The organism is Ornithinibacillus liuyingii, assembly GCF_055550225.1.
This window is the reverse complement of sequence record NZ_JBPWOS010000006.1, coordinates 204,506-228,401: the sequence shown is the minus strand read 5'-3', so window position 1 is coordinate 228,401 and position 23,896 is coordinate 204,506. Positions and strand designations below refer to the sequence as shown.

The 23,896-nt window shown below is 37.2% G+C and carries 26 protein-coding genes and 1 pseudogene; 8 read left to right on the top strand and 19 right to left on the bottom strand.

Features of this window, described 5'->3' with window-relative positions:
- Positions 1-311: 311 nt before the first annotated feature.
- The gene (locus tag ACSKT4_RS10220) at positions 312-458 is read right to left on the bottom strand and encodes a hypothetical protein (protein WP_186867957.1); all 147 of its coding nucleotides are present in this window, start codon (positions 456-458) and stop codon (positions 312-314) included.
- Between the two features lie 23 nt (positions 459-481).
- Between ACSKT4_RS10220 and ACSKT4_RS10215 the strand changes: the two genes are divergently transcribed.
- Entirely contained in the window at positions 482-952 is a 471-nt protein-coding gene (locus tag ACSKT4_RS10215; protein ID WP_186867956.1) for a hypothetical protein, read from the top strand.
- Between the two features lie 186 nt (positions 953-1,138).
- Here ACSKT4_RS10215 and ACSKT4_RS10210 read toward each other — a convergent pair whose 3' ends face one another.
- From ACSKT4_RS10210 to ACSKT4_RS10200, 3 genes are all read right to left on the bottom strand, one after another.
- Positions 1,139-2,413, bottom strand: coding sequence for a YcxB family protein (locus ACSKT4_RS10210; RefSeq protein ID WP_465823348.1), 1,275 nt, complete (start codon positions 2,411-2,413; stop codon positions 1,139-1,141).
- 226 nt (positions 2,414-2,639) lie between these two features.
- Entirely contained in the window at positions 2,640-3,296 is a 657-nt protein-coding gene (locus tag ACSKT4_RS10205) for a type 1 glutamine amidotransferase domain-containing protein (RefSeq protein ID WP_465823346.1), read from the bottom strand.
- A gap of 63 nt (positions 3,297-3,359) precedes the next feature.
- Entirely contained in the window at positions 3,360-4,394 is a 1,035-nt protein-coding gene (locus ACSKT4_RS10200) for an NADH:flavin oxidoreductase/NADH oxidase (protein WP_465823345.1), read from the bottom strand.
- 722 nt (positions 4,395-5,116) lie between these two features.
- On the opposite strand from ACSKT4_RS10200, the gene ACSKT4_RS10195 reads away from it, so the two are divergent.
- A complete protein-coding gene (locus tag ACSKT4_RS10195) occupies positions 5,117-5,866 on the top strand; it encodes an SDR family NAD(P)-dependent oxidoreductase (protein ID WP_186867952.1) in 750 nt (249 codons plus the stop codon).
- A 128-nt stretch (positions 5,867-5,994) separates the two neighbouring features.
- Here ACSKT4_RS10195 and dltD read toward each other — a convergent pair whose 3' ends face one another.
- The 9 genes from dltD to ACSKT4_RS10150 form a co-directional block, all read right to left on the bottom strand.
- On the bottom strand, positions 5,995-7,161 hold the full coding sequence (dltD, locus tag ACSKT4_RS10190) for a D-alanyl-lipoteichoic acid biosynthesis protein DltD (protein WP_465823343.1): 1,167 nt from the start codon (positions 7,159-7,161) through the stop codon (positions 5,995-5,997).
- Positions 7,161-7,397, bottom strand: a complete 237-nt coding sequence (dltC, locus tag ACSKT4_RS10185) for a D-alanine--poly(phosphoribitol) ligase subunit DltC (protein WP_186867950.1) — start codon at positions 7,395-7,397, stop codon at positions 7,161-7,163. The genes dltD and dltC overlap by 1 nt, the downstream gene beginning before the upstream one ends.
- A gap of 15 nt (positions 7,398-7,412) precedes the next feature.
- Entirely contained in the window at positions 7,413-8,570 is a 1,158-nt protein-coding gene (gene dltB, locus ACSKT4_RS10180; RefSeq protein WP_186867949.1) for a D-alanyl-lipoteichoic acid biosynthesis protein DltB, read from the bottom strand.
- Entirely contained in the window at positions 8,567-10,069 is a 1,503-nt protein-coding gene (gene dltA / locus ACSKT4_RS10175) for a D-alanine--poly(phosphoribitol) ligase subunit DltA (protein ID WP_186867948.1), read from the bottom strand. The genes dltB and dltA overlap by 4 nt, the downstream gene beginning before the upstream one ends.
- Positions 10,070-10,086: 17 nt before the next feature.
- Complete coding sequence (locus ACSKT4_RS10170; protein ID WP_186867947.1) at positions 10,087-10,233, bottom strand: teichoic acid D-Ala incorporation-associated protein DltX; 147 nt, start codon at positions 10,231-10,233, stop codon at positions 10,087-10,089.
- A gap of 13 nt (positions 10,234-10,246) precedes the next feature.
- Complete coding sequence (locus tag ACSKT4_RS10165) at positions 10,247-10,918, bottom strand: response regulator transcription factor (RefSeq protein ID WP_186867946.1); 672 nt, start codon at positions 10,916-10,918, stop codon at positions 10,247-10,249.
- A 79-nt stretch (positions 10,919-10,997) separates the two neighbouring features.
- Complete coding sequence (locus ACSKT4_RS10160) at positions 10,998-12,740, bottom strand: sensor histidine kinase (protein WP_186867945.1); 1,743 nt, start codon at positions 12,738-12,740, stop codon at positions 10,998-11,000.
- Between the two features lie 311 nt (positions 12,741-13,051).
- On the bottom strand, positions 13,052-13,759 hold the full coding sequence (locus ACSKT4_RS10155; protein ID WP_186867944.1) for a DNA alkylation repair protein: 708 nt from the start codon (positions 13,757-13,759) through the stop codon (positions 13,052-13,054).
- A 239-nt stretch (positions 13,760-13,998) separates the two neighbouring features.
- Entirely contained in the window at positions 13,999-14,661 is a 663-nt protein-coding gene (locus ACSKT4_RS10150) for a cyclic nucleotide-binding domain-containing protein (protein WP_186867943.1), read from the bottom strand.
- A gap of 70 nt (positions 14,662-14,731) precedes the next feature.
- Between ACSKT4_RS10150 and ACSKT4_RS10145 the strand changes: the two genes are divergently transcribed.
- Positions 14,732-15,454 carry an HAD-IIB family hydrolase gene (locus tag ACSKT4_RS10145; protein ID WP_186867942.1) on the top strand — a complete coding sequence of 241 codons (723 nt, stop codon included), beginning with the start codon at positions 14,732-14,734 and terminating at the stop codon, positions 15,452-15,454.
- A gap of 393 nt (positions 15,455-15,847) precedes the next feature.
- Here the strand turns inward: ACSKT4_RS10145 and ACSKT4_RS10140 are convergent, their stop codons facing one another.
- On the bottom strand, positions 15,848-16,195 hold the full coding sequence (locus tag ACSKT4_RS10140; protein WP_186867941.1) for a DoxX family protein: 348 nt from the start codon (positions 16,193-16,195) through the stop codon (positions 15,848-15,850).
- Positions 16,196-16,301: 106 nt separating this feature from the next.
- On the opposite strand from ACSKT4_RS10140, the gene ACSKT4_RS10135 reads away from it, so the two are divergent.
- A complete protein-coding gene (locus ACSKT4_RS10135) occupies positions 16,302-17,015 on the top strand; it encodes a Crp/Fnr family transcriptional regulator (protein WP_366480480.1) in 714 nt (237 codons plus the stop codon).
- A 159-nt stretch (positions 17,016-17,174) separates the two neighbouring features.
- Here the strand turns inward: ACSKT4_RS10135 and ACSKT4_RS10130 are convergent, their stop codons facing one another.
- Both ACSKT4_RS10130 and lgt read right to left on the bottom strand, forming a co-directional pair.
- Complete coding sequence (locus ACSKT4_RS10130) at positions 17,175-17,636, bottom strand: hypothetical protein (protein ID WP_465823341.1); 462 nt, start codon at positions 17,634-17,636, stop codon at positions 17,175-17,177.
- Positions 17,637-17,707: 71 nt separating this feature from the next.
- A pseudogene (gene lgt / locus ACSKT4_RS10125) lies at positions 17,708-18,389 on the bottom strand (prolipoprotein diacylglyceryl transferase).
- A 389-nt stretch (positions 18,390-18,778) separates the two neighbouring features.
- On the opposite strand from lgt, the gene ACSKT4_RS10120 reads away from it, so the two are divergent.
- Entirely contained in the window at positions 18,779-19,480 is a 702-nt protein-coding gene (locus ACSKT4_RS10120; RefSeq protein WP_465823375.1) for a response regulator transcription factor, read from the top strand.
- The gene (locus ACSKT4_RS10115; RefSeq protein ID WP_465823340.1) at positions 19,455-21,269 is read left to right on the top strand and encodes a sensor histidine kinase; all 1,815 of its coding nucleotides are present in this window, start codon (positions 19,455-19,457) and stop codon (positions 21,267-21,269) included. The genes ACSKT4_RS10120 and ACSKT4_RS10115 overlap by 26 nt, the downstream gene beginning before the upstream one ends.
- Positions 21,270-21,561: 292 nt before the next feature.
- Here the strand turns inward: ACSKT4_RS10115 and ACSKT4_RS10110 are convergent, their stop codons facing one another.
- The 3 genes from ACSKT4_RS10110 to ACSKT4_RS10100 form a co-directional block, all read right to left on the bottom strand.
- A complete protein-coding gene (locus ACSKT4_RS10110; protein ID WP_186867937.1) occupies positions 21,562-22,128 on the bottom strand; it encodes a DUF2812 domain-containing protein in 567 nt (188 codons plus the stop codon).
- Positions 22,115-22,432, bottom strand: coding sequence for a PadR family transcriptional regulator (locus ACSKT4_RS10105; RefSeq protein WP_186867936.1), 318 nt, complete (start codon positions 22,430-22,432; stop codon positions 22,115-22,117). The genes ACSKT4_RS10110 and ACSKT4_RS10105 overlap by 14 nt, the downstream gene beginning before the upstream one ends.
- A gap of 146 nt (positions 22,433-22,578) precedes the next feature.
- Positions 22,579-23,001: a hypothetical protein gene (locus ACSKT4_RS10100; RefSeq protein WP_465823339.1), complete on the bottom strand. Its 423-nt coding sequence runs from the start codon at positions 22,999-23,001 to the stop codon at positions 22,579-22,581.
- A 203-nt stretch (positions 23,002-23,204) separates the two neighbouring features.
- On the opposite strand from ACSKT4_RS10100, the gene ACSKT4_RS10095 reads away from it, so the two are divergent.
- Entirely contained in the window at positions 23,205-23,390 is a 186-nt protein-coding gene (locus ACSKT4_RS10095; protein WP_465823338.1) for a hypothetical protein, read from the top strand.
- 89 nt (positions 23,391-23,479) lie between these two features.
- Positions 23,480-23,875: a hypothetical protein gene (locus ACSKT4_RS10090; protein WP_465823337.1), complete on the top strand. Its 396-nt coding sequence runs from the start codon at positions 23,480-23,482 to the stop codon at positions 23,873-23,875.
- Positions 23,876-23,896 lie beyond the last annotated feature (21 nt).

Genomic DNA, 23,896 nt, shown 5'->3' with positions numbered 1-23,896 from the left:
AATTAAGCCTACCTACATGGGAAGTTTTCATATTTGTATGTATGGATTACTCTTGTATTATAGCTTAGGTGGTTGTTATGGGGTAATTGATATGACGTGTTTATTGAGAGTTTGATAGTGATGGGGGATGGATTTTCTCTTTTACATAAAGATTTGTTTCTACTAATAGGAATCCTTTTATCTAAAACTGTCGTCTAAAATAATGGAGAAAAGCAAAAGAGGAAGAGCGAACGACAACAAATTAATAAGCAAAATTCCTATAAAGAAATAATTTATCGACTTTATAAAATAGTATGAATACAGTTTGTTAACTATTTTCTAGGTTGATATAATGGTAATAATAATACAATTCGGTATGGGACTGGTAGATGTAGCATGGACAGGGTAGATGATGTGTTAACGTAGGATAATCCACCGAATAAGAGCCAGAAGGTATACTCACGAATAAATTTATTCATAAAACATTAAAGGGGAGTTTACTTTGAAAAAGTATCTATTGTCATTTGGTGCATTGATAGTCACTATCAGTTTAATCGCTATGATTATAATCAGTTTCGTCAATGATGATCAGAAGGGAAATGCGACACAACCTGACGAAGCGTTTTCTAAGAATGAAGCAATAGAAAAAGAGGAAGTAGTGTCCGAACAAACGCTTGAGACATCAACTATTGAAATATCTGAATATGCCTCCATGTCTGATTGGGTAAAGAATACGAAAGAGTCATTAAAAGAGATTCCTGAGGACACTACTAAGGAAAATCATTATCCCCATATGGGTTCTAGCGCGAGTATATATGCTAGATATTATTTAGACCAGACTAGTGACAGCAGAATTACTGGATTACTAGAAGAAATTAATGATGTAGGTCTTGAGATAACCGCAGAACCCGATATAACAAAACAAGAAGGATTAATAGATGAGCTGGTAGAATTGCTAGAGCAATTAAGCTGAAATACGTTTAGGTAATTACAGGTAACGAAGGAAAAAGAAGACGAAATAGCTGAGCGGGAGACTTTTGAGTTCTGGCCAGTGATCGTAATAAATGGACAAATCAATCAGCAGCCCTTTAGGGTTGAGGCAGTCAAAAGCTTCCAGCCGCAAAAACCCCCCCCCCCGCGTTATATGGGTGGTGTTTATCTATAGGTTCGCTGGGGACAATATAATTTTTTCTTCCTCTAGTTCGTTTTCATTCTTTCCTTTCCATTGAACCAAAATAAAAACCTCATTTATGTCTTCAATACTAACAGGATTTCCACTTTTGTTTCGATACGATTCTTGGTTAGCAGCAAATTCACCTGTTGATTGTTCCGATATATCCAATTCTACTGATTTAGCTCTATCTTGATAATCAGCTAAAAATTCCTCTTTATGAAGGCGTATTTCCTCATTTTCATCAAAAATAACATATACTTCTACGTTGAAATAGTCTGCTTCAAAAACGTCCTGTTCCTTCATATACATTCTTCCAGCGTAGGTACGAAACAAAACAGGATTGGCTTGTATTTTATAATCAACTACTTTCCAATGCGTACTTTCACCGTGATAGACTTGAGTCGTATTTGGTAAACCATTATATATCAATTGCTCAGCCTTTTTTATTAAAGAGGCTAATTGAAACTTGTCATCGTAACTAGCATCCTCAGAATCAATCATACTCAACTTATTATACAATTTATCTATATCTTTTTGTGTTACGGATTCTTTTATATTGAGTTTCTGTTTTAGTAAATCTTCCATCTCAGTTTCTGTATCAATATTTTGAAATAAACCATATACTTCTTCTTTTACAGGAGATAATGAATCCTGTGCGTTTTCTATTTGATTGATGATGGCTAAGGATACAAAGAAAATAAGTAAAATCAACCGGAGCTTCGTAAGTTTTTCTAGGTTTGATGGAGTTTCTTGTTGTATGAAGAGTTTATTATGTTCCACAAGCAAGTTTTGGAGTTTTTGTTCGTTTTCAGATGATAGTTCCCTTATTGGTATTATATAGGAGCGTTCGTCTTGATCATAGATAAAGTAATAAGAATCATTCTTTACTACTCGAATAATACTATTCCACTGTTGGGAAAAAGTTTTTGTTGTAGAAGATAATGTAATGCCGTCATGGTTAATTTTTAAATGTTTTTCCCCGAGTTTAGCAGCATCTCTTTTTAAAAACAAATTATGCCTAGCATATAAAGTATATCTCTCTGCAAGAGGAAAAATTACAAAAGAGGCAAAGAATGTGTTAACTAGTGTTTGAAACAAGTTAGGACCATAAAAGATAATAAATGAAAAAACCGCAAAAATAATATTTGCCAATCGAATAGAAGTGATAACTTTACGAGAATAAATTCTTGCGTTCTTTTTATACGACCAAATATCTTTAGGTTCTAACTTAAAGTGAATTTCTATAGATATCCTCTCCATCACTTAGTAGCTCCTTTAAATTTAATCATATTTTTTATAACATGTATTATTATTCCTAATATGGGGAGACTTTCTAGACAACTAGTATGAAAGAAGCACCTATGCCAGATTACAACCCAGGGTTGTTTGTGCAGAAAGTTATGTATAAACCAATTTTAAACCAACAAAAAGAAAAAGAATACCCCCAAGCCATAAGCTCGGAAGTACCCTTTACCAATCCACTACCTTATTCCTCTAACGCCTCTACCACTTTCTCCGCTGTACTTCTGCTAGACTGCGGATTTTGTCCTGTCACTAGTTTGCCATCTCGGATCGAGTGATCAGTCCATTTTTCAGAAGCAACGAAATCGGCACCGTTCTCTCGTAATTTAGTCTCTAAAAGGAAAGGCATGTGAACATCTAGCTCCATTTCAACCTCTTCCTCATCAGTAAAGGCGGTAACCTTCTTGCCTTTCACGATTGGTGTACCGTCTTTGTATGTTGCATTGACTAATCCAGCAGGTCCGTGGCAAACAGCGGAGATGATTTTATCTTCTTCCGCAAACTCCTGCAATACATAAAGAAGTGTTTCACTATCTGGAAAATCAAACATCGTACCATGTCCACCTGGTAGGAATATAGCGTCATATCCATGTGCATGGTCTTTCGTTAGTTTCTCCATATTTTTTAGTTCCGCTTCAGCATCTTTCCACTCTGGCTTCTCTTCCATACTGTTTGGGTCTAGTGCAACTTCACCACCACTGATGCTGGTCACTTGTACCTCGTAGCCTTTTTCTTTGAAAACGAGGTAAGGTACAGCGAATTCCTCTAGCCATAGACCTGTCTTGTGATCATCTGTAATAGTTGTATGATTTGTCACAACCATCAATACTTTTTTTGCCATGCTTTATTCCTCCTTATAATTCAAAATTAATATATACTCTTTCGTTAAAACTATCCGTTTCCTTTATGATCTTGATGGAAAGGCTGGTGAGTATTGGGTAGGAACGGTGTTTTTCTTATTTAATGTAGCTGCTGCTTCTAGTGTCCAGTATGGATTACGTAACATTCCTCTACCTACCGCTACAAGATCTGCTTCCTCATTTCCAATCACTGCGTTGGCGAGTGCTGGTTCATCCAGTCTTCCAACCGCAATAACCGGGACATTTAGTTTTTCTTTTATTTCTCTTGCGAAAGGTACTTGGTAGGCAGCATGCGTTCCTGGTCTTCCATGAGCAGCAATTTGTCCTTCTCCACCAGCACTAACATGGAACATATCAACGCCAGCTTCTTGATAAACCTTCGAGAATGCGACACTTTCCCTCAATCCGTAGCCGTTATCCACATATTCAACCGCAGAAACACGCATAATTAGCGGCATCTCACTAGGCATGACACTTTTCGCTGCCTGGATAACTTCCTTACCAAACTTGGTTAGATCTTGTCCATATTCATCTGTACGTTTATTGGTAAATGGGGACTGGAACTGGTGGATTAGGTAACCATGTGCTCCATGAATTTCGATCGCATCGACACCAGCTTTTACCGCGCGTTCTGTTGCTAATCGGAATTTCTCAACCATTTCTTTAATTTCTTCTGTTGTCAGTTCCCTCGGAGTTTTGGAATTTTCATCAAATGGAATTGGTGATGGCGCAACAGGAACCGCTGCATCCTCTGCTTTACGTCCCGCATGGGCAATTTGAATAGCCACTTTAGCACCATGTTGGTGACAGGCATCAACAATTCGTTTGATGGCTGGGATTTGTTCATCTGACCATAATCCGAGATCATAATCTGTAATACGGCCATCCGGCTCCACATCCGTCATTTCAATAATGATTAGCCCTGCTCCTCCGATGGCACGGCTAACATAGTGAACATAATGCCAATCATTCGCAATTCCATCCTTTTTCGTAACGGAATATTGACACATAGGTGGCATGACGACACGGTTTTTTAATTCTAAGTTCTTTATTTGATAGGGGGTAAATAAATCCTTCATGAAAAGAATCTCTCCTTCTATGTTTAGTTAAACTGACCTTGCGTTAAAAACCTAAACGAGCGCTTAAGCATATACATTGGCTTTTTGCGCCGCTTATCCGGGCAAGCTTTTCCTCTTTAGTATTGATAAATTACCCGATAAAACACATAAAACTTACACCTAGCCAATCGAATCGCAAAAACCTTCACAACGTCCAAAGGCGTACAAATTTAGGAAAGTGCTCGCACTAGCGTTTTCCCATTCTTCAATCCTATCCGGCAATATCATGAATCGAGTATTTCTTGTCATGTCATTTTTCCCTCCATAACAAGTTTTGGATAATGGAGTGCACTCCATTGTGTTGGAAATTATAATACTCGCTTTTAAAGAATACAAATTATCTGTTTGGAGAGAGAAGTGTGTATACGTACCATTTCCGGAAACATGCCTTCTCTAATTCGCTGATATTCTAAAGAAACGAACTTCTGGTGAATGTTATCTATTGAGCCGTTCCATTCTTCAAATCGATTTTTTTAGAAATTCTCAGAAAAGAAGTCACAGTTTACTATAGTTGACCTGGAGAAATATTAGTTCTACCCTTGAAGTACGGATCCATTTTTCGACTATATACGCTTGCTAAACGCATAGTTGGTTATACAATGGTAATGCTAACAGGTAATACGGTGGAAATGAACCCGATGAAAAATTGGTTTTCCAATTGATTATATAGGAGGTTTTCATAGATGAGTAACGTTGCAATTATTACTGGTGCAGGTAGTGGATTAGGTCAATCAACAGCTGTACGATTGGCACAGGAAGGAATTAGTATTGCGGTAGTAGATGTTAATGAACAAGGTGGAAATGAAACAGTAGAATTAGTGAAAAAACATAACGTAGATGCTATTTTCATAAAAGCGGATGTATCCAAAAAAGAAGACGTAAAACATTATGTCGATCAAACACTAGAACACTTCGGTAAAATTGATTATTTCTTTAACAATGCCGGAATATCAGGTAGCGGAAAATATTTCTTAGATACCTCTATCGAAGAAATTGATAAAATCGTTGGCATTAACTTAATGGGTGCCTTATACGGTGTACATTATGTAGCGAAGGCAATGTTAGAAAATGGGGGAGGCTCCATTGTGAACACCGCTTCTAGTGCAGGTGTTATTGGACAAGACTCTGTTGTTACCTATTCCGCTACAAAACACGGAATTGTTGGGCTAACGAAGAGTATGGTAGCAGAATATGCAAAAGATGGCTTGCGTGTAAATGCTATTGCTCCAGGACCTACTGAAACACCAATGGTAAAAGAGTTCTACGAAGCAAATCCGAAAATGAAGGAAAATGCTACAGGTGGAATTCCACAGAAACGTCTAGGAACGCCAGAAGAAGTGGCTGAGCTTGTTACCTTTTTACTTACTTCTAAAGCAGAATATATTAATGGTGAAGTAATCCGTATCGATGGTGGATTTACGAATACGAAATAAGCCTTACATGATTAACTCAAAAGGGCTGTGGCACTGGGCTTTAATGCCCCTCTGCCACAGCCCTTTTCTATCTAATACCCCAATGCTTGAGAACGTGTGACTGCCCATCACACAAGCGCTCCCATCTACTAGTGTTTTTCTACGAACTTCTGGATATCCTCATTTAAATAAACCCAGCCTTTCCAACCAATATGAATCGTGTCACGCATAAAATACGGATCATATTCATGGTCGGAATAATCGGCATAAGAAAAGCCGCTATCACGAATCTGTTTCTTTATCCGCTTGTAATAGTCTTGCCGTCCCTTTTCCGGGAATCCTGTGTAGTCATAATATGCTCCGTTTACAGGGATAATGACAAATAGCGGTTCAGCACCTGCTTCCTTCAGAATATCCAACATCAGTTGGAAATCATCGTACTCCAGTGATTCGGCATAGGAATGGGTTTTATTCTTTCCTTCCATTCCCTTGATATACTCCTTCTTACGCTTATACACGCTGTCTTCAATGTAAAATTGGGAATGCTGTGTCCGCTTCTCGCCATAAGCATCCGCTTGTGCCCGCAGCTCCTCCCATGTCTTCCCCTTCACTTCATCTGACTGATGTCGATTCGTTGGTTTATTTTTCATAATGGTGAAATATAGATCCTTTTTCTTCAGTATGGATATATATGCCTCTGCAGGAACGGACAAGATATTAAACATAACCTTATTGTCATTCAAATACGCATCATAAAGCTGATAAAGTATGGTGTCGTTCTTAACTGCCTCATACGTCATCAGGCGTTGCATCAGTTTTCGCTTCACCTCTTCGTCCACTTCCTCATTGTATGGAAGCTGGTACGCTTGCAGTGAGGAGTAGTTTGGTGCAAAATGCTGCTCATCTGTACCATGCTTTACAAACCATTGTGGCGATACAATAATGACCATCTTCTTGTTCTTCAATTGATCGGCATGTGTTGCAAAGTTTAAATCATGAATAATCGAGGTCATTCCGCCTTTTCCTATTAAATAAGGTGTAAAGGCAGCATCATTCGTCTCAAAATAATTCGATGGATGGAATGGATCCCAGCGCGACAATTCAGAGGAACCATAGATTGGAACATACTCTGAATTACGGAGCATTTCACTTTGCAAATAGGTTCCCTGGAACATATTTGGCTCCAAGCTGATAGCCGATTCCGCCAAACGGTCTGCTGGAACTAACTTAGCCAGCCATGATACAGGTACGTATACGACCCCGGCAAACAGGACCAATGCCAGAATGATCGGTCCAAACAGATACTTCTTCTTCATTATCTCAGCTCATTCAGACGATCAACGATAGCATTTGGTGTATTCCATGTCTCTCGGTCGAACTCTGTAATTGGTACATTAATAGCAAGCTGCTCCTCAAATTGAACAAGTAATTCCACGGTCGCGAATGAATCAATCAATCCTGCTTCAAATATATCCAAATCATGCTCTTCTTTCACCACATCATCTTCACAAACTTCTGCAATAACTTCTAATACTTTCTCTTTAAAATCCATATTTATATTCCCCTTTTATTGAAATGGTCTGCCGGAAAACAGATAGAAACCGAAACACACGACATGGAAAGTGATGACGATAGACACCACTGTCATGGCCCTTCCTGTTGGCCAGCGTTTATGTTTTTTGTTCCAGGACTCGAAGAAATTAAATCCGGCCATCATCAAGGCATGATATGCTCCATACATAATGTACTGAATCGCTAATCCATGCCATACCCCCATCAGCAGGAACAGCAGGATATAACCTAAATTCGATACGAGCATTTTATTCTGTATCCATTTTTTCTTCTTCATCAAGAGGACGAAGCGCATGAATACATAATCACGGAACCAGAACGATAGTGACATATGCCACCTGTTCCAGAAATCCTTAATGTTGCGGCTGATGAATGGCATATTAAAGTTCTCCGGTGACCGGATTCCCATGATATAACTAACTCCGACCGCAAACGCCGTATAGCCGGCAAAGTCGAAGAATAGGTACAAGCTATAGCTGTACATGTACAATAAATGATTCGTAAACTGGCTAGTCGCTATACTATCTAGATTCATAATGAAGTACGTATTGATGCTATAGCCAATGATAAATTTATACAAAAAGCCAAGGAAGATTTTATTGATCCCTTTATAAAGCAGCTCCTTGTACTCTTCCGGTGTCCAGCGCTTTTCTTCATCCTTTTGGAAGCGCCGGAAGCGATCAATCGGACCTGATGAAATCGTTGGATAAAACAGCATAAAATTAACAAGCTGAAAAACCGAGAGCTGCTCCTTAATCAATCCATCCCTTGTTTCAATAATGATTTGGACCGCTCGAAATGTCAGATAAGAGATACCGAGAAAGCTTGCCCAGTTGTCCACTGCCAATATCGGCAACAGCTTGGATAAAATCAAAGGTAGAATCGACAAAAAGCTAATGATATAGAATACGAGACTGCTATTCTTTGTATGCCGATATGAAATATAGCCCTTGACCAGAACAACCTGAAGGATAGTGAAGACTACTAACGAGAAGAAGCCTTCATCCCCTCCGGAAAATATAATCGCCAATACAACAATGGTGACGAACACATTGTAATAACGAAGGCGCTTGCCCATTATGCCAAGAATCATCGTTGGCAGTAGCAAGATACCTAGAATGATAAAGAAAAGGAAAGAGCTATATGGAATCATGCGAATACCTCTTCCTTCATTTTCTTACGGTCTACTTTCCCATTTATCGTCATTGGAATAGCAGTATGATACGTGAACTTACGCGGGATCATATAGGCCGGTAAGCGTAAAGCAAGATCCTTTCGAATAGCAGCTGTCAGCTGGTATTCCTTCTCAAAGCTATGCTCCGCTGGTACCACTGCCGCAATCAAGTATTCAATTTCTTCGTTTGGTACATACGGGATAATAATGGCTGCCTTAATATATTCAGACTGATTAAGGTGGAACTCAATCTCCTCTAGCTCCATCCGGTAACCATGCAGCTTGATTTGATAATCCAGTCTGCCTTGGCAATACACCAGCCCGTCCTGCATATAGCCGGCATCTCCAGTACGATAGGCGTTCATTCCGTTTATCACGCCGAATGCCTTTTCTGTTAGTAAAGGTTCATCGAGATAGCCTTTTGAAACACTTGGCCCGATAAGGATAAGCTCCCCTTTTTCACCTTCAGGTAGCGGATTACCCGATTCATCCACAACGAGGATACGCATATCCGATTTTGGATAGCCTACCGGCAGAGCCTTCTCTTGCGCAAGCAACGCTTCCGTAATTTCAATAGATGTCACCGCAACGGTTGCTTCTGTTGGCCCATACGTATTAAAAATCCTCGCCCCAGGAAAACGTTCCTTCAGCTCTTTAGCCACCGCTAGCGGTAGCACTTCCCCACAGAAAAGGAATACCTCAAGCTCCGGCAGCATCGTTTGATGAAAGTCCGGATTTGGAAAACACATCTGCACGAAGGATGGTGTCGACGTCCATATTTGCAATCCCGAACGACTCAAGTTCTCAAACATTAGCTTTGGCTTATTCATGACTTCTTTCTCCAAGGCATGAATTGCACCCCCACTCTGAAGCGCCGGATAAAGGTCCATCACAGACAAATCGAATGAAAAAGGCGCCTGATTCAAGAACACCTTTCCTTGACCTAACGGAAAGTCACCGACCATCCAATCGGTAAAAGATTGCAGGTTGGATGAGGTTATTTGAACACCTTTTGGATTTCCCGTACTGCCGGATGTATAAATGATATAAAAGACCTCATCAGGCTTCACCCAGTAGTCATCACCAATCAGCTCTTCTTGCTCCAGCTGTAGTGTCTGTACATCTAAAACTGTGACATCCTCAAAATCTAGCATACTACCAGTTGTATTCAGAACCAGTCCCGCACCAGATTTTTCTACGATTAGACGCACTCGTTCGATTGGAATAGATGTATCTACCGGTATGTAAGGGTGTCCAGCCTGTACACATCCAAGGAACGATACCGGCATATCAATGTCCATATGACCATAGACAACAATTGGTGTCTGTCTTTTGAGCTGCTTAGCGTGTATGAAGCTTGCTAGTCGCCTCGATCTGTCCCAAAGCAATTCATAGGTCAATACCTGGTCTCCTGTTCGAAATGCTATCTGTTCTGGGTTTCTTTCCGCATGCTGTGCAATACTAGTTAAAAGTTTCATTTTATTATCTTCTCCATTTAGAAATCATTGTAAATATAGTTACCTGTATTGGCTGTATGGAAGCCGTACATCAAGAACAAGGTAATAAGGATTCCAAGATAAAAACAAGTATGTAAAACAAAACGAACGCCATGGCGCGTATATAATTGTTTGAGCCTATTCATTTTCTCTCTTCCTTTATTCAAATTTATAGCCGGTCCCTATAACCGTTCGGATATGATGAGATTCGCCGCCTAATTTAGCTCTTAGTTTTTTAATATGTGTATCCACCACTCGAATATCACCATCGAAGTCCAAGCCCCATACGTGATTCAAAATGGTTTCGCGTGAAAGGACTTGATTCTTATGCTGAAGCAGGAACACCAACAATTCATATTCCTTTGGTGTCAATTCGACTTGTTGGCCCGCAATCTGAAGCTGATGGGCCTTCGTGTTAACCATTGCCTCACCGAAGCTCATCATATGTCCTGTCGGCAGGTAATGCTCGGTAACCCGTTTCATTAAAGAATTAGCACGCGCTACTAACACTCTTGGACTAAAGGGCTTTGTAACATACTCATCGGCTCCGAGTTCAAAGCCACGAACTTTATCATCATCACTGGATTTTGCTGTTAACAGAATAATTGGTACACCCGAATTCATACGAACCTGCTTGGTAACAGCAAATCCATCCATTTGTGGCATCATAATATCAAGAATGACTAAATCCGGATAAATGGCATTAAACCAGTCAATAGCACTACTGCCATTATCCGTCTCATACACTTCCCAACCATCCATTTTGAAATAATCAGCTACCACTTCTCGGATTCTCACTTCATCCTCGACAAGCAACACTTTCTTCCCCATCGTGAATCTTCCTTCCAATCTAGCAATATAGTAACAAGGCGATATGTCTTTTATGTGTCCTCATAAGTAATTAGTCCTATTAATGAAAACGAACATAGAAACGCACACCGTCAGGCATGTTTTCCACCCCATATTGAAATTCATGCAAATCTAGAATTTGCCGAACAATGGCCAGCCCTAATCCTGTACCACCCGTCATCCGGCTACGAGAGGATTCGGTCCGATAGAAGCGTCTCCAGATTTTATCCAGCTGTTCTTCTGGGATTTGCGTGCCTTTGTTTTCAATTTTGAACACCGTGTCACCATTTTCCGCATCCAATTCGATTCGAATGACAATGACAGAATCAGGCTCACTGTGCCGAACCGCATTCATGAGAAGATTTTGCATGACTCGCTCCAGCCACTCATAATCCGCCAAAATATGCTGTTCATTCTTCGGCATGATTTCAATCGCGACCTTTTTCTCTTTCGCAATACAGAATAGTTTATCGGCTAAATCCTCAATCATTTCACTGAGTAGAAAAGATGTTTTTCTTAGCTTAATTACACCATTTTCCAACTTAGCTAAATCCAGCATATCCTGAATCAACACTTCCATCTTTGCGGACTCTTCTATAATCACTTCTACATAGTGGTCCTGCTTATCCGGACTAACATCATCCTGTAGTCCTTCAGCAAAGCTTTTGACAATGCTAAGCGGGGTCTTCAGTTCATGTGATGCATGCTCAAAAAACTCACGCTGTTCCTTTTCCATCTGCACACGTTTTTCCATATCCTGCTTCAGCTTGTCATTGGCTTGTTTCAAATCATTTAGTGCCACATCCAGATTTTTCGCCATCACAAGCATATTGTTTGAAAGGCTTCCTAGCTCATCCTTCTGCTTAATCGGGTTCACCTTCGAGAAGTCTAGATGCACCATTTTTTCTGCCATTTCATTTAGCTTAATTAGTGGTCGACTAACAAGACGGGAGAAGAATAACGACAGCAAAAGGATCAGAATGAAGCCGGCTATCCCGATATAGACATAAAATAGCTGAAGTGCTTCATTGGTTTCTTTGATTTCTTGAAGCGATGTGACAGAGAACATGAATTGCATTTCGCCATCTTTCTTAAAGGGCTCAATTAGTACTAAATTATGTTTTCCACTCCATGGCTCTACCCAATCTAGCTGCAGACTTTCCCCTTTGGAAAGCTTCTTTAACTGCTCGTCCTTTAGTGGGAACCATTCGAGTAGCGCATCATAGAGAATCCCTAATCCTCTTTCAATCATCCCAGCCTTAGGCAGCGAAATGCTTTTTACTTTTCCTTCGACTATCACATCGTTCTCGAACGGACTTTCCCCCACACTTGCCCCATTCTTCGTAATAACAGTTGGATAAATAACTAACGGAACCTCCGCATCTGCTTCCCCGTGCACCATCAATGTATCTCCCTCTGTAATACGTAATTCTCGAATCTGTTTCCCGTAATTGGTGACGAGTAAGGAAAGCGATACCTCTACAACGTAGCCATCTCTCGTTTCCAGCATGATGTTAAACGGATCCTGTACCAACTGGTAACCTTCTGCATCCACAATCGTCAATGGACTTTTGGTCTCCTTCATATAAGACAGGGTATGTTTTGTCAGTTCCTCCTCGCTCCAAGAATTTTTCTCATACGCTGCTGCTAATTGATGTATGTGTTCCCTTGCTTCTTTTGTTTTATGATGCTGATAGAAACGATCAAAGAATAATAGCTGAAATATCAAAATCATGGCGTAAAATATCAAAAAGAATAAAGCTGTTACAGCGAATAATTTAACGGTGATACCGCGTTTTCTCATGTTATACTCCTCTATTTCATACGTCAGTTTAATAATAATGTAAGCTATTGATATGTATTTTGTGTGTCCACATACACCTTCATATCGTAACCATTTTTTTCAAATTTTGGAACCTTTTTTTACTTAGGCTAGATTACTAGGAGAGGAGAGTAGTAGAGGATAAATATTACTTTCAGGGCAGGAACCGTAATGGTAAAGGGATTCATATTAATCGCGGGTTTACGAATACGAAGTAGGGTTTAGAAGGTAAGAAAAAGGCTGTGATAGTGGGGTATGATACTCCCTCTGCCACAGCCTAGTACACCCTCTATTCACTTCCCCATCGACAAATAAAAATCCCTTGTCTCCTTGTTCAGCTTTTCTACGGCATATCTCAATGTAACTCTAGGCATAGTAGGTGCGTATTCGTTCAGAAAACGTTTTAGCATTGTTTCATCCTGCTTACCAGCTTCTCGAATCCAACTGCCTACAGCCTTTTGGATAAGCTCTTCAGGGTCATGGATCAGTATTTCTGCGATACGAAAGGTATGATTAATTTCTCCCTTTTTAATAAATGCATGTGTACTAACAATTGCAGTTCTGCGCTCCCACATATTGCTCGAGCGGGCTAGCGTATAGAGAATGTCCTTTGGTTTATCCAATAAAAACGTACCAATTACAGAAGGTGCCGATCGGTCTACAAAATCCCAATTGTTGATACGGTCATGTCTGCGCAAATAGAGGTCAAACAGGGACTTTCTTTCCTCCTCGGAGATTTTCCTTTTCTTCGCTTGATAATCCATGATACTAACCGCCCCCATCCTTACTTCATAATAAGGGCTTTCTAGTACCTTCTCAATCTCAGGTAAGGACATATCCATGAACTGTTTCGCAATCTGAAAAACGGTACGCATCTGAAGTCCCAGACATAACGTATCTGGGTCAGAGCTTTTAAAGAAACGTTTCATTTTCTCAACATCCTGCTCATTCCGATGCTTTTCCAATTCCTTGATAAAGTCTTGTGCCTTATTGTCATGCAATGGTTGTCACTCCTTTCTTTCATGTAATAGTGTTCTTTAAATTAATGAATATTTTTTATCTTCTAGTCTATTATAAAGCAATTCATACCTTTTAATATAATATAATCAGCCCGATTAAAGTCCCCCATCCCGAGCCAAAGAAATAGCTTTGAGCAAATTTGAACAATAGCTGTTACAATAGGCTAGGACAACCTTCATTTATATGTAGTTTAGGTATAAAGCGCCTGACTACATCTAATTTATTCAAAACGCACATTATTGGAATGCTGCTTAATCCTCTCCCAATTTAGGATTTGAATATGATCACCATCTCTATGAATACTTCCCTCCTCACTCCATTGTTTTAAGATTCGATTAAGATGTCTCTTCGTAGTACCAATTAATGAAGCTACCTCATCTAGTTTACTTGACGTTATATAGTCACTATTGGATTCGGGAGACGCAATCGTACAATAATATGCTGCTAATCTAACCGACACAGGTGATAACGCATTTACTCTTGAGGAAGTCGTACAAGTCTTCAATTTATATGCCAACTCTTTTAACAGTATTTGTGTAAATGCCATATCATGCTTTAAATATTTCTCATAGACGGCTAGAGGTACATAGATAAATTCACATCTCTCAGCAGCAATACAATTCGATTGAATGGCACATTGCTCCAAGATTTCGATATCCCCTAATATGCCAGACCTTTTACTATATCGTAATAACAATTCCTTACCGGTTATCTCAAGACTAGATACATAGTATTTCCCTTCGATTAAAAAGTACAACCCATCAATTTCATCACCTGTTCTTAAAATATAATCATTCGTTTGATAGGTACGATTTTGGATTTGAGTTAATAATTCATTCGGAAATTCATAAGCGTAGAGTTGTTTGAATTTTTTTACATCCACAGTTGAGGACACCTGTCCTTTCGGCAATATACTACTACTAATTATACTCGTCTATGGAGGCGATTTAAAAATGGACTTTGTATTCGATATTGACGGAACAATTTGCTTTGATGGAAAGACAATAGACTCATCTATTATAGAAGCTTTGGATGAACTAACGAAGTGTGGACACGACATTATTTTTGCTTCTGCAAGACCTATCCGTGATTTAGTACCTGTTCTCCCAGCCCAGCTTCAAAAAGGAAAATTAGTTGGCGGGAATGGTTGTTATATCTCAGAGGATGGGAAGATTACAACCAATTACTTTCATCCAGCTGTAATAGAGCCATTACATAACCTTATTCAAACCTATCAATTAATGTATTTAGCAGATGGAGAATGGGATTATTCCTATACTGGTAGTCAGGACCACCCTATCTATCATAATATTAACCAATCATCTGCAAGGAATCGATTATTCACAGATTTAGAGAAGATTTGTAAACTCGTTTTATTTAACCCTACCAAAACGGTACTGGAAGAGATAGCCCAATTACCTGTTAGTGTTACTGCTTATAAAAAAGAAAACGCTATTGATATAAGCCCCCTGGGTGTTAATAAAGTTCATGGACTTAATAGATTACATGTTACAGACTTCATCGCCTTTGGGAACGACAGCAATGATCAATGCCTGTTTGAAAACGCTAAATACAGTGTATGTGTTGGTGATCATCATGTACAAGAGTATGCTTCCATGACAATCACGAAAGAACAAGTTGCAGACACTATAATTAAATTAGGGAAAGATTTTTGAAGTATAGAAAAAGAAACCTCAGAAGCGTGAGTTAAGAGCGTTTTTGTGGTTTCTTTTTCTAGGTTATTTACAATACAGTTCATCCTATTATCCTTAGTCAAACATTGTTTTATACAAAACTCTAATATATTGGAAAAATTGAACAATCAACTATTAATTCAATTAACAGGAATCGCAGAACTAATGAAATATATACACTTTTATCAAGAATTATATTCTTAAAAAAGAGATAAGTTCGCGCCTATCTCTACATTCTTGACAACGTATCCATCGTAATTAGATTGATGCATTAATTAACTATTGTTTGATCTATTACCACCAAATAATCAGATTTATATATTGATTGTAGTTTAACTTTTAAAAAGGTAATTCCACTAAATATTCCAATGACCTTTAATTAACAACAATAATAAGAGTAATAGATAAAAGAAGCATTACCACAGCATTAATAGCCATTAGTGGGGTATGCTTGGCACGGAAAAGGTGGGCATGTATGGCACCAATCATTAAAACAGCAAGAAGAACAGCTGCATATATCAACATTTCTGGAAACCAAAATGCTGCTAATAATCCTATTACACCTGTCAATTCCAATAAAGCAATGAAAAACATAAACCACATAGGATACCTATATTCGTTCCAATGTTGCACCATCATTGGTTTACGTAAGAACTTGATGGTCGCAGAAAATGTAAACATACACGCTAAAATAACCTGAACAATAATGATGAGTATCTCCAATTATTAAACACTCCTTTATTACAAAAATAGAAAACATCTACCAAAATTTACTATAATTGATATTGATTGAATTATCTGTAGTCTAGCCTACGAATGGGGGAATTTGGTGGATAAAATTAAATACTTATCGCGAATCAATTTATTCCATGATTTGGACATACAAGAACTACAACAAATGGAATCCATAGCTCCAATCAGAGTTACCAAGAAAGGAACTTTAATTACCGCTCCGCACAAGAATCAAAAGCGGTTATATTTAATTAAGTCGGGGAAAGTGCGTATGTACACCCTGTCTAACAGTGGGAAAGAACTTACGATAGATATATTGGGGGCGGGGCATATATTTGGGGAAATTAGCCTATTTGCCCCTGGGTCCCACCTTATATATGCTAAAGCTATTGAGAATTCTATTATATGTTCCATAGACAAGATCCAGTTTGAACAAGTTTTAATGGAAAAACCAGTTATCGCACTAAAAATAATAAAAGTGCTCTCCACTCGTTTAAAGGAAATGGAGGAGATGATGGAGCAAATGGCATATGGGAGTGTACGAAACAAGCTACTTTTTTTATTAAACCGATTATCAGAAAAATTTGGGGAACCTTTGAACGAGAATGCTGCTGTGCAAAACGAGTGGATTCAAATAGGGGTGAAGGTCACACACCAAGAGTTAGCTAGCATGATGGGAAGCATTCGTGAAACTGTAACAGAATTATTAAATGAGTTAATTTCTGAAGGCGTAGTAAACAGAACAAGCACTCGGGGATTTTTTATCATTCATCGTCAACGATTAAAGGAAACTATAGAGAACACTATATAAGAGAGAGGCAACTGCTACCACTTGAGTTGAACAAAATGATAAAAGATGGAATGATTTATAAAAAGACTCTAAGGATGATATAGATGGTTTGAACTTCACCCTAATTGTTCGCTATGCCTAACTATTAGGGTGATTTTTTTTGCATCGTATATTGGCATGTCAATTTACCGGTACCATCTCTCCACGACTGAAGTCATAAACAGAACCATCCTTAGCATCTACACGTAATAAACTTGTTGAAGAATTGCTTTCATCTACATGTGTATCAACGTAAATACCATAATAATTTTCTTCTCCCCATTCTATTAGATTAGGTTCTAAATCAAATGTGGTTGTTGACGGCCAGTCATAAAGATTTTTAATAATGGTTAATGCTTCGTCAGCCGTAAGATTTACTTTAGTAGACTGTTCTTTTTGTTCCTGTGCTTTTTTAGCAGCAGCTTTCTCCGCTATTTCCTTTTCTGCCTTCTCCTTAGCAAGAACAGCCGTTTCAATATCATTCTGCAATTCTTCCATTTCCTTTTTCACAGGTTGAAAGAGTGGATGACTTAAATCCTTGTTTAATAAATCTTCTATTAGTTTATTTGCATCTTCATATTCTTCTTCTTCAAATTGGTACATCGCTGATTCATACTCTTCCGTTATTTCAGCTAGTGTTGTTTGTAAATCTTCTATTTCTTCTATGTATGATTTTATCGTTTTTTTATCGCTGGCGTATCTATATAGTGAGCAGTTGTTATTTTGGTTCGGTAAACCATAACAATAACTCCAATGACAAGCGCTAAAATAGATACAATTTGTGCTGTACGTAAATCACCAATGATATATAAGCGGGTGATACATAACACCATCGATAACCATTTGATTCATTATAAAATCAGGCAAGTATTGATAAAAACCATCATATAATTCTGTGGAAATCGGTCCTCCGTGTGCTTCTTGGTTCGTGAAATTCCCCCAACGACCAATTGCTTCTCCTAATACTAAGCTAGGTGCAATGACATCAGCAAATTTCCAGAAGGATATTTTTCTTTTCTTTGTAAAGAAGATTGCAGTAATAATTCCTCCAATAATCGCCCCATGAATGGCAATACCACCTTCCCAAATGGCAAATACCTTCCAAAACGGACCACTAGCATACCGATCAAATTCAAAAAGCACATAATATATTCTCGCAAAAATGATAGCTATTGGAACAGCATAAACAAGAAAATCTATTATTATATCTTTATCTAGTCCATCCCTTTTTGCTTCTCTTGTAGCTAAATAAGCCGCTAATAAAGTTCCAACAGCAATAACGATGCCATACCAGTATATCGTCAATGGTCCCACTTCTAAAAAAACTCTATCAATTGGAGCCTCCGTCCCAATTATCAATAGTCTACCCTCCACTAGTGCTCTTCATTTCAATGACTCTATTCTTTATCTGAACATCTAAATCCCTAGCATATAGTTGAAAGATTTGCTGCCGTATAGCAGGGTATAATGGTCCATTTCCTATTCATCTAATTTCTATTTCATACGCCATGAAAGGCAATACATAAAGGAGAAGCACTTTTCTTGTTGAACATATACAATAGGGGTAGGTTAATTAAATTAGCAAAATTATAGAATCACTTGGATACATCATAGATCCGCACACGCTCCTGATGTTTGGTATTGTTATCGAATGGAAAATATTAAGAAATTTGTAAGGTTTATATACAGATGATTGAAAGATTTAATGGTTAATTTAAATATATAGGTTACAGGAGGTACGTCATATTGTGGACACTAAAATATTGGTAGTAGATGATGACAGGGAGATAGCAAATGCGCTAGATAAGTTGTTAACGCTGGAAGGATATGAGGTTGTTAAAGCATTTAATGGTTTAGAAGCATTAGATGCTTTGGTACAGAATGATATTCAATTAATTCTTTTAGACGTTATGATGCCGAAACTAGACGGCCTTTCAACCACCTTAAAGATCAGAGAGCAAAAGAATATACCAATTATTATTTTATCTGCAAAGTCTGAAGACAGTGATAAAATATTAGGATTATCTATGGGAGCAGATGATTATGTAACGAAACCATTTAATCCAGATGAATTAATTGCTAGGGTGAAAAGTCTTTTGAGAAGGTATATCACGCTAGGGGATGTTGGCAATATTACAAATAATGCTCAGATTACAGTCGGAGGGTTGAAACTGAATAAAGAATCCAAACAATTGTTAGTAGATGGTGTTCCTACTCGATTAACTCCTACTGAGTATAAGATATTAGATTTCTTACTAACCAATGCGGGGATTGTTTTTTCAGCTGAACATATCTATGAAAAAGTGTGGGGAGAGCCTGCTTATGGGGTTGAAAATACTGTAATGGTCCACATAAGGCGTATTCGTGAAAAAATAGAAATAAATCCAAAAGAACCTAAATATTTAAAGGTGGTGTGGGGTATTGGGTACAAAATTGAAAAATTTTAGTAGAAATACCATTACAAAATTTATAGCATTTTTGATAGTAGCTATTATGATTTCCATGGCTGTTATTCAATTAATGCAAGTAGATTGGGAAGGATATAATATAGAACCACTATTGGTGGAGACATACGAAGAAAGCAACACATTTGCGAATGAGCTAGAACGAACTTTTCGTAGGATATATTCGAACTTTAATAATAATGAAGAGACGTTAATAGAGAATGAAAATCTAATCTATTATATAACCGATGGTAAGGAAACAATAACTAATCGAGAGGAGTTTAATAGAGAGGATTTTATACATTATAGTAATTATTTCTATGAATATAATCAGGGAAATTTTGAATCTGACAGTAGTAGTATTAATAAAAGATTCTCATTATGGTTTGGCCAGGACATAACCATGTACATTGCCTTTAACGATGGATATATGAAAGAAAAGCAGGAAGATTGGAATGATGCAAACCATATATTACGTGATCAAGCGATAGAGTTTTCCATTTATATGGTTATCGCAATAATTCTTATTATCTATTTAATCAATGTTACAGGAAAGAAGCCAAATAAAGAAGAATTACAAACAACCTGGATAGATCGATTATATAGTGAAATTTTATTAGCATTATTTATTCTGCCAATTATAGCTATGTTTATTTATGTTCTAGATAACTATTACTATTATACTCATATACTTCGGACACCTTCGATTCAGGGGTCTGGCTTGTATCTTGTTGGAATAGTAACCACAATATGTGCTTTATTATCTGGAATAGGATTATTAGCATTAGTGAGAAAGATTAAAAAGTGGAATTTTATAAAGGGTTTTATATTATATGTCATTTGTTGGAATACAAAGGATTTTGTTAAGAGTTTATTTGATGGCAGAAGATATGCAAAGTATCCACTAACTAAGAATCTGCATAAAAGGCAATTAGCCTTCATCATAGGTAGCGGAATTTTAATATTATTAACCATCATGTTCATTCATACTCCCTTAGTAATATTTCCACCATTGCTTGAGCTTGTACTGATATATTGGTATGTGAAATATAATAATAAGACATATGATGAGATCAACAAAGGCATTAATGAGAGTTTAGAGGAACAGATGAAATCAGAAAGGATGAAGATAGAATTAATAACCAATGTATCCCATGATTTGAAGACTCCTTTAACCTCGATCATAAGCTATGTAGATTTATTGTCCAAGGAAACAGATCTTTCAGATACTGCAAAAGATTACGTTAAAATCCTTGCTAAAAAATCAGATAGATTGAAGAATATTGTTTCTGATTTATTTGATTTAGCAAAGAGTAATAGTGGTGATATTAATTTAAATTTAGAAACGATTGATATGAGAATGTTAATTGAACAAACGTTACTAGATATGGAGGATAGTATTGAAGATTTGGGTCAAATAAAGATGAAGTCTCCAGATACTCCTATAGAAATAGTGTCCGACGGGAATAAACTCTATAGAGTAATTCAAAACGTGCTTGATAATGCATTTAAATATTCATTAAAAGGAACGAGAATATTTATAGAAATTGAAGAAAAGAACGGTATGGGAATAGCGACCATAAAAAACACTTCTTCGTATGAAATAGATTTTACAGCAGACGAGATACTTCAGAGATTTAACAGAGGAGATAAAGCAAGAACGGAAGATGGAAGTGGTCTAGGGTTATCCATTGCAGAAAGCTTTACACATGTGAGTGGCGGTATATTTAAAGTAGAAATAGATGGGGATATGTTTAAAGTTGTTATCAGTTTTCCTTTGGCAAGGAAATGATATTTACTTTAGGTAGAGTTCAAAAATACAACGTTTTAAATCCATCATAGATTAAAAAATATTAGGTGAAAAGATGTTTTATCTATTCACCTAATTTTTTTCTAAGAAATAATATTATCTTGCTTTAGTATCTGTAGATGCAATACGATTAGAATTTAGTAGTTTCCATTAGGTCCAGCAACTTTACTGCCACCAGTGAAATTACTTGCCCTATAGCGATTCCCTATCCGCAGTATTAAAATAATCTTAAGATCTTGTGGAAATATAGATCTTGATAATGAACCCTCTTACGTTATTTCCCTTTTAACAAGGAATACTTCCGATAATTTTTATAGTAGCTGATACCAAGAGCAACAGCCATAAAGGCAGGAAGCAGCTTCAAAAGGACGAATGGCGTTTCAATTACCAGTGCCTTCCAAAATAATGCACCATTCATACTCCAAAGACCTTCGTGATATAAATTTGAGTCATTGTATAGCGAAAAAGAGAAAAACAAACACAGCATCCCCAATATTAAGGAATAATTCATTAATCGTTTATAATAACTGCCCTTTGATTGGCGGTCCGAGAAGATTTCATTTTGACCATCATCTTCTTTTTGCCAATACCGTATGCCACCAAGCCAGGAACCTGTTATATAGTTCCAACCAAAGTCTTCATATATCGCCTTGTATTCCTCGAGCTTCTTCTTTGGCAAATAATCTTGAACATCAAGTCGCATCACATATCTTTTGTCGGTTTTTTTGAACGTGTATATTCCCGATCTACTGATATTGGTACAGCGATAGCCTTTTTCTAATTGTTCGTTCAGCCATTTCTCTTCTTTTTCAATATTAAAGAATACTTTAAACCTCTTCATTTGATTCACTTCCCTCATACAAAGATAAAATATGGAGTAGCCTTTCTCGTTCCATTTCCAAAATGGAGATCCCTTCTGGAGTTATTTGATAAATTTTTCTCCGACCTGAATTTCCAACCGCTTCAATCCAACCATGTTTATGCAGGTTTTCAATCGCACCGTATAACGTACCCGCCGCTAAAATAACCGTACCATTACTTATCTTCTCTATCTTTTGCATTACGGCATAGCCGTGGAGCGGCTCACGAAGAGCTAATAAAATATAATGCATGGTTTCAGACAACGGCAATAAACTATGTTTCATACTTTTCACCTTCTATTCAGTTCAACTATATAGTTCGGCTTTATAACATTATAATACAGTTCAACTGAATAGTAAACCACTTTTTTAAATTAATTGAGGAAGTAGAATGGAAGAAGTACATAATAAAAAGCCCAACACGTAGGCTTTTAAAGGGAAAAACTTAGAGTATTTAGTAACGTATCAATTTTTGCTTCAAAGGTGAAAAAATGAGTCTTATTTTCATCATCAAATAGGAGTAAATATGGCTCTTCATCTTCTGGAATAATAATGATCACTTCATCAATCAGAGCACACACCCATTGATTTTCTAATTGAATAGACGGCTTTAATGGGATTCTGATCATATAACCTTTGTCTGGAATAGGTTTCAGTTTTCTTACAATATCATCAATTTCTTTAATAATCTTCTCAACTTCTAATTGTATCTTACGGTTTGGTTTAGTTGTTTTTATTATCTCGTTCTTTTCAATATCAAACAGTTCTACATTCGTGATGCTTTGAGCATTTACTATAAATAGATTAAATGAGAAAAAAATAGGAATTAACGAAAGCAATAGTTTACGAACCACATGTATCACCTCAATGGTAGTATCACCGAAGACTGTTTTTTCATGTTTAATCTTTTTGTGCTGAAGGATGCAAGAATGAAACAAAGGTGATTAAAAAGGTAACCTTTTTTGATTGGTCGAAAAATGACAATAATATTGAATATTATGCTAGCATTGAGTTAGAAGGCGTTAACAAAGAATTAAATCTATAAGGAGGCTAAAGAATGAATAAATATAATCAAAATATCATTACCATCATTTTTATTGCGATTAGCTTCTTAATGTTGTTCACATATTGGTTTAAGCTAAAATTTGGTTACGGACAACTATTTCTTATCTTAACAGGAGGGTATGGTATCTACCTAAATCTTAAATCTCAATTAATAGAGCGATACCAGCAAAATCACTAAACTACATAGACATCAATTTTGCAGGATTTTCTTGTATGTATATAGAAGTATTATAATTATCAAGAAAATAAAAAGAAGGAGTTCTGAGAATGAAAAAGGCTATAGTAATGTTTTTCATAATCAGTTTCACATTGATTTTAGCTTCGTGTAGTAGCGATGGAGGATTGCTTTTTGAAGGAAAAGGTAAAGAATGGAAAGCCGAATTAATAGCTACCTATGACATTTGGGGTAAAGAAAACCAAAGTATAAAAGTAACTTATGTAGGTGATAAGTTGAGCGAATTTAGTGAGTTTGATATTTTCATTGAAAGTCCTGACTTCATGGGATGGGGACTAGGAGACCGTGAATTAGATGAAAACGGAGAATATTTTAGTGAGAGAGTATTTAAGTTAAACGAGAAAACCCCACCTACCACAGATATAACATTAAGAATTGAAGGAGAAGCACCGGAAACGATAAAACTTACTACTGCTTCAATACAATAGGATAGATTCTAAACTATATAT

Coding starts and splice junctions, on each gene's coding strand:
- dltB (WP_186867949.1), bottom strand. CDS start 8,570: ATGATTCCATATAGCTCTTTCCTTTTCTTTATCATTCTAGGTATCTTG.
- ACSKT4_RS10165 (WP_186867946.1), bottom strand. CDS start 10,918: ATGGGGAAGAAAGTGTTGCTTGTCGAGGATGAAGTGAGAATCCGAGAA.
- dltA (WP_186867948.1), bottom strand. CDS start 10,069: ATGAAACTTTTAACTAGTATTGCACAGCATGCGGAAAGAAACCCAGAA.
- ACSKT4_RS10090 (WP_465823337.1), top strand. CDS start 23,480: ATGAAAAAGGCTATAGTAATGTTTTTCATAATCAGTTTCACATTGATT.
- ACSKT4_RS10095 (WP_465823338.1), top strand. CDS start 23,205: ATGAATAAATATAATCAAAATATCATTACCATCATTTTTATTGCGATT.
- ACSKT4_RS10110 (WP_186867937.1), bottom strand. CDS start 22,128: ATGAAGAGGTTTAAAGTATTCTTTAATATTGAAAAAGAAGAGAAATGG.
- dltD (WP_465823343.1), bottom strand. CDS start 7,161: ATGAAGAAGAAGTATCTGTTTGGACCGATCATTCTGGCATTGGTCCTG.
- ACSKT4_RS10195 (WP_186867952.1), top strand. CDS start 5,117: ATGAGTAACGTTGCAATTATTACTGGTGCAGGTAGTGGATTAGGTCAA.
- ACSKT4_RS10170 (WP_186867947.1), bottom strand. CDS start 10,233: ATGAATAGGCTCAAACAATTATATACGCGCCATGGCGTTCGTTTTGTT.
- ACSKT4_RS10105 (WP_186867936.1), bottom strand. CDS start 22,432: ATGAAACATAGTTTATTGCCGTTGTCTGAAACCATGCATTATATTTTA.
- ACSKT4_RS10160 (WP_186867945.1), bottom strand. CDS start 12,740: ATGAGAAAACGCGGTATCACCGTTAAATTATTCGCTGTAACAGCTTTA.
- ACSKT4_RS10130 (WP_465823341.1), bottom strand. CDS start 17,636: ATGTACCAATTTGAAGAAGAAGAATATGAAGATGCAAATAAACTAATA.
- ACSKT4_RS10145 (WP_186867942.1), top strand. CDS start 14,732: ATGGACTTTGTATTCGATATTGACGGAACAATTTGCTTTGATGGAAAG.
- ACSKT4_RS10210 (WP_465823348.1), bottom strand. CDS start 2,413: ATGGAGAGGATATCTATAGAAATTCACTTTAAGTTAGAACCTAAAGAT.
- ACSKT4_RS10205 (WP_465823346.1), bottom strand. CDS start 3,296: ATGGCAAAAAAAGTATTGATGGTTGTGACAAATCATACAACTATTACA.
- ACSKT4_RS10200 (WP_465823345.1), bottom strand. CDS start 4,394: ATGAAGGATTTATTTACCCCCTATCAAATAAAGAACTTAGAATTAAAA.
- dltC (WP_186867950.1), bottom strand. CDS start 7,397: ATGGATTTTAAAGAGAAAGTATTAGAAGTTATTGCAGAAGTTTGTGAA.
- ACSKT4_RS10220 (WP_186867957.1), bottom strand. CDS start 458: ATGAATAAATTTATTCGTGAGTATACCTTCTGGCTCTTATTCGGTGGA.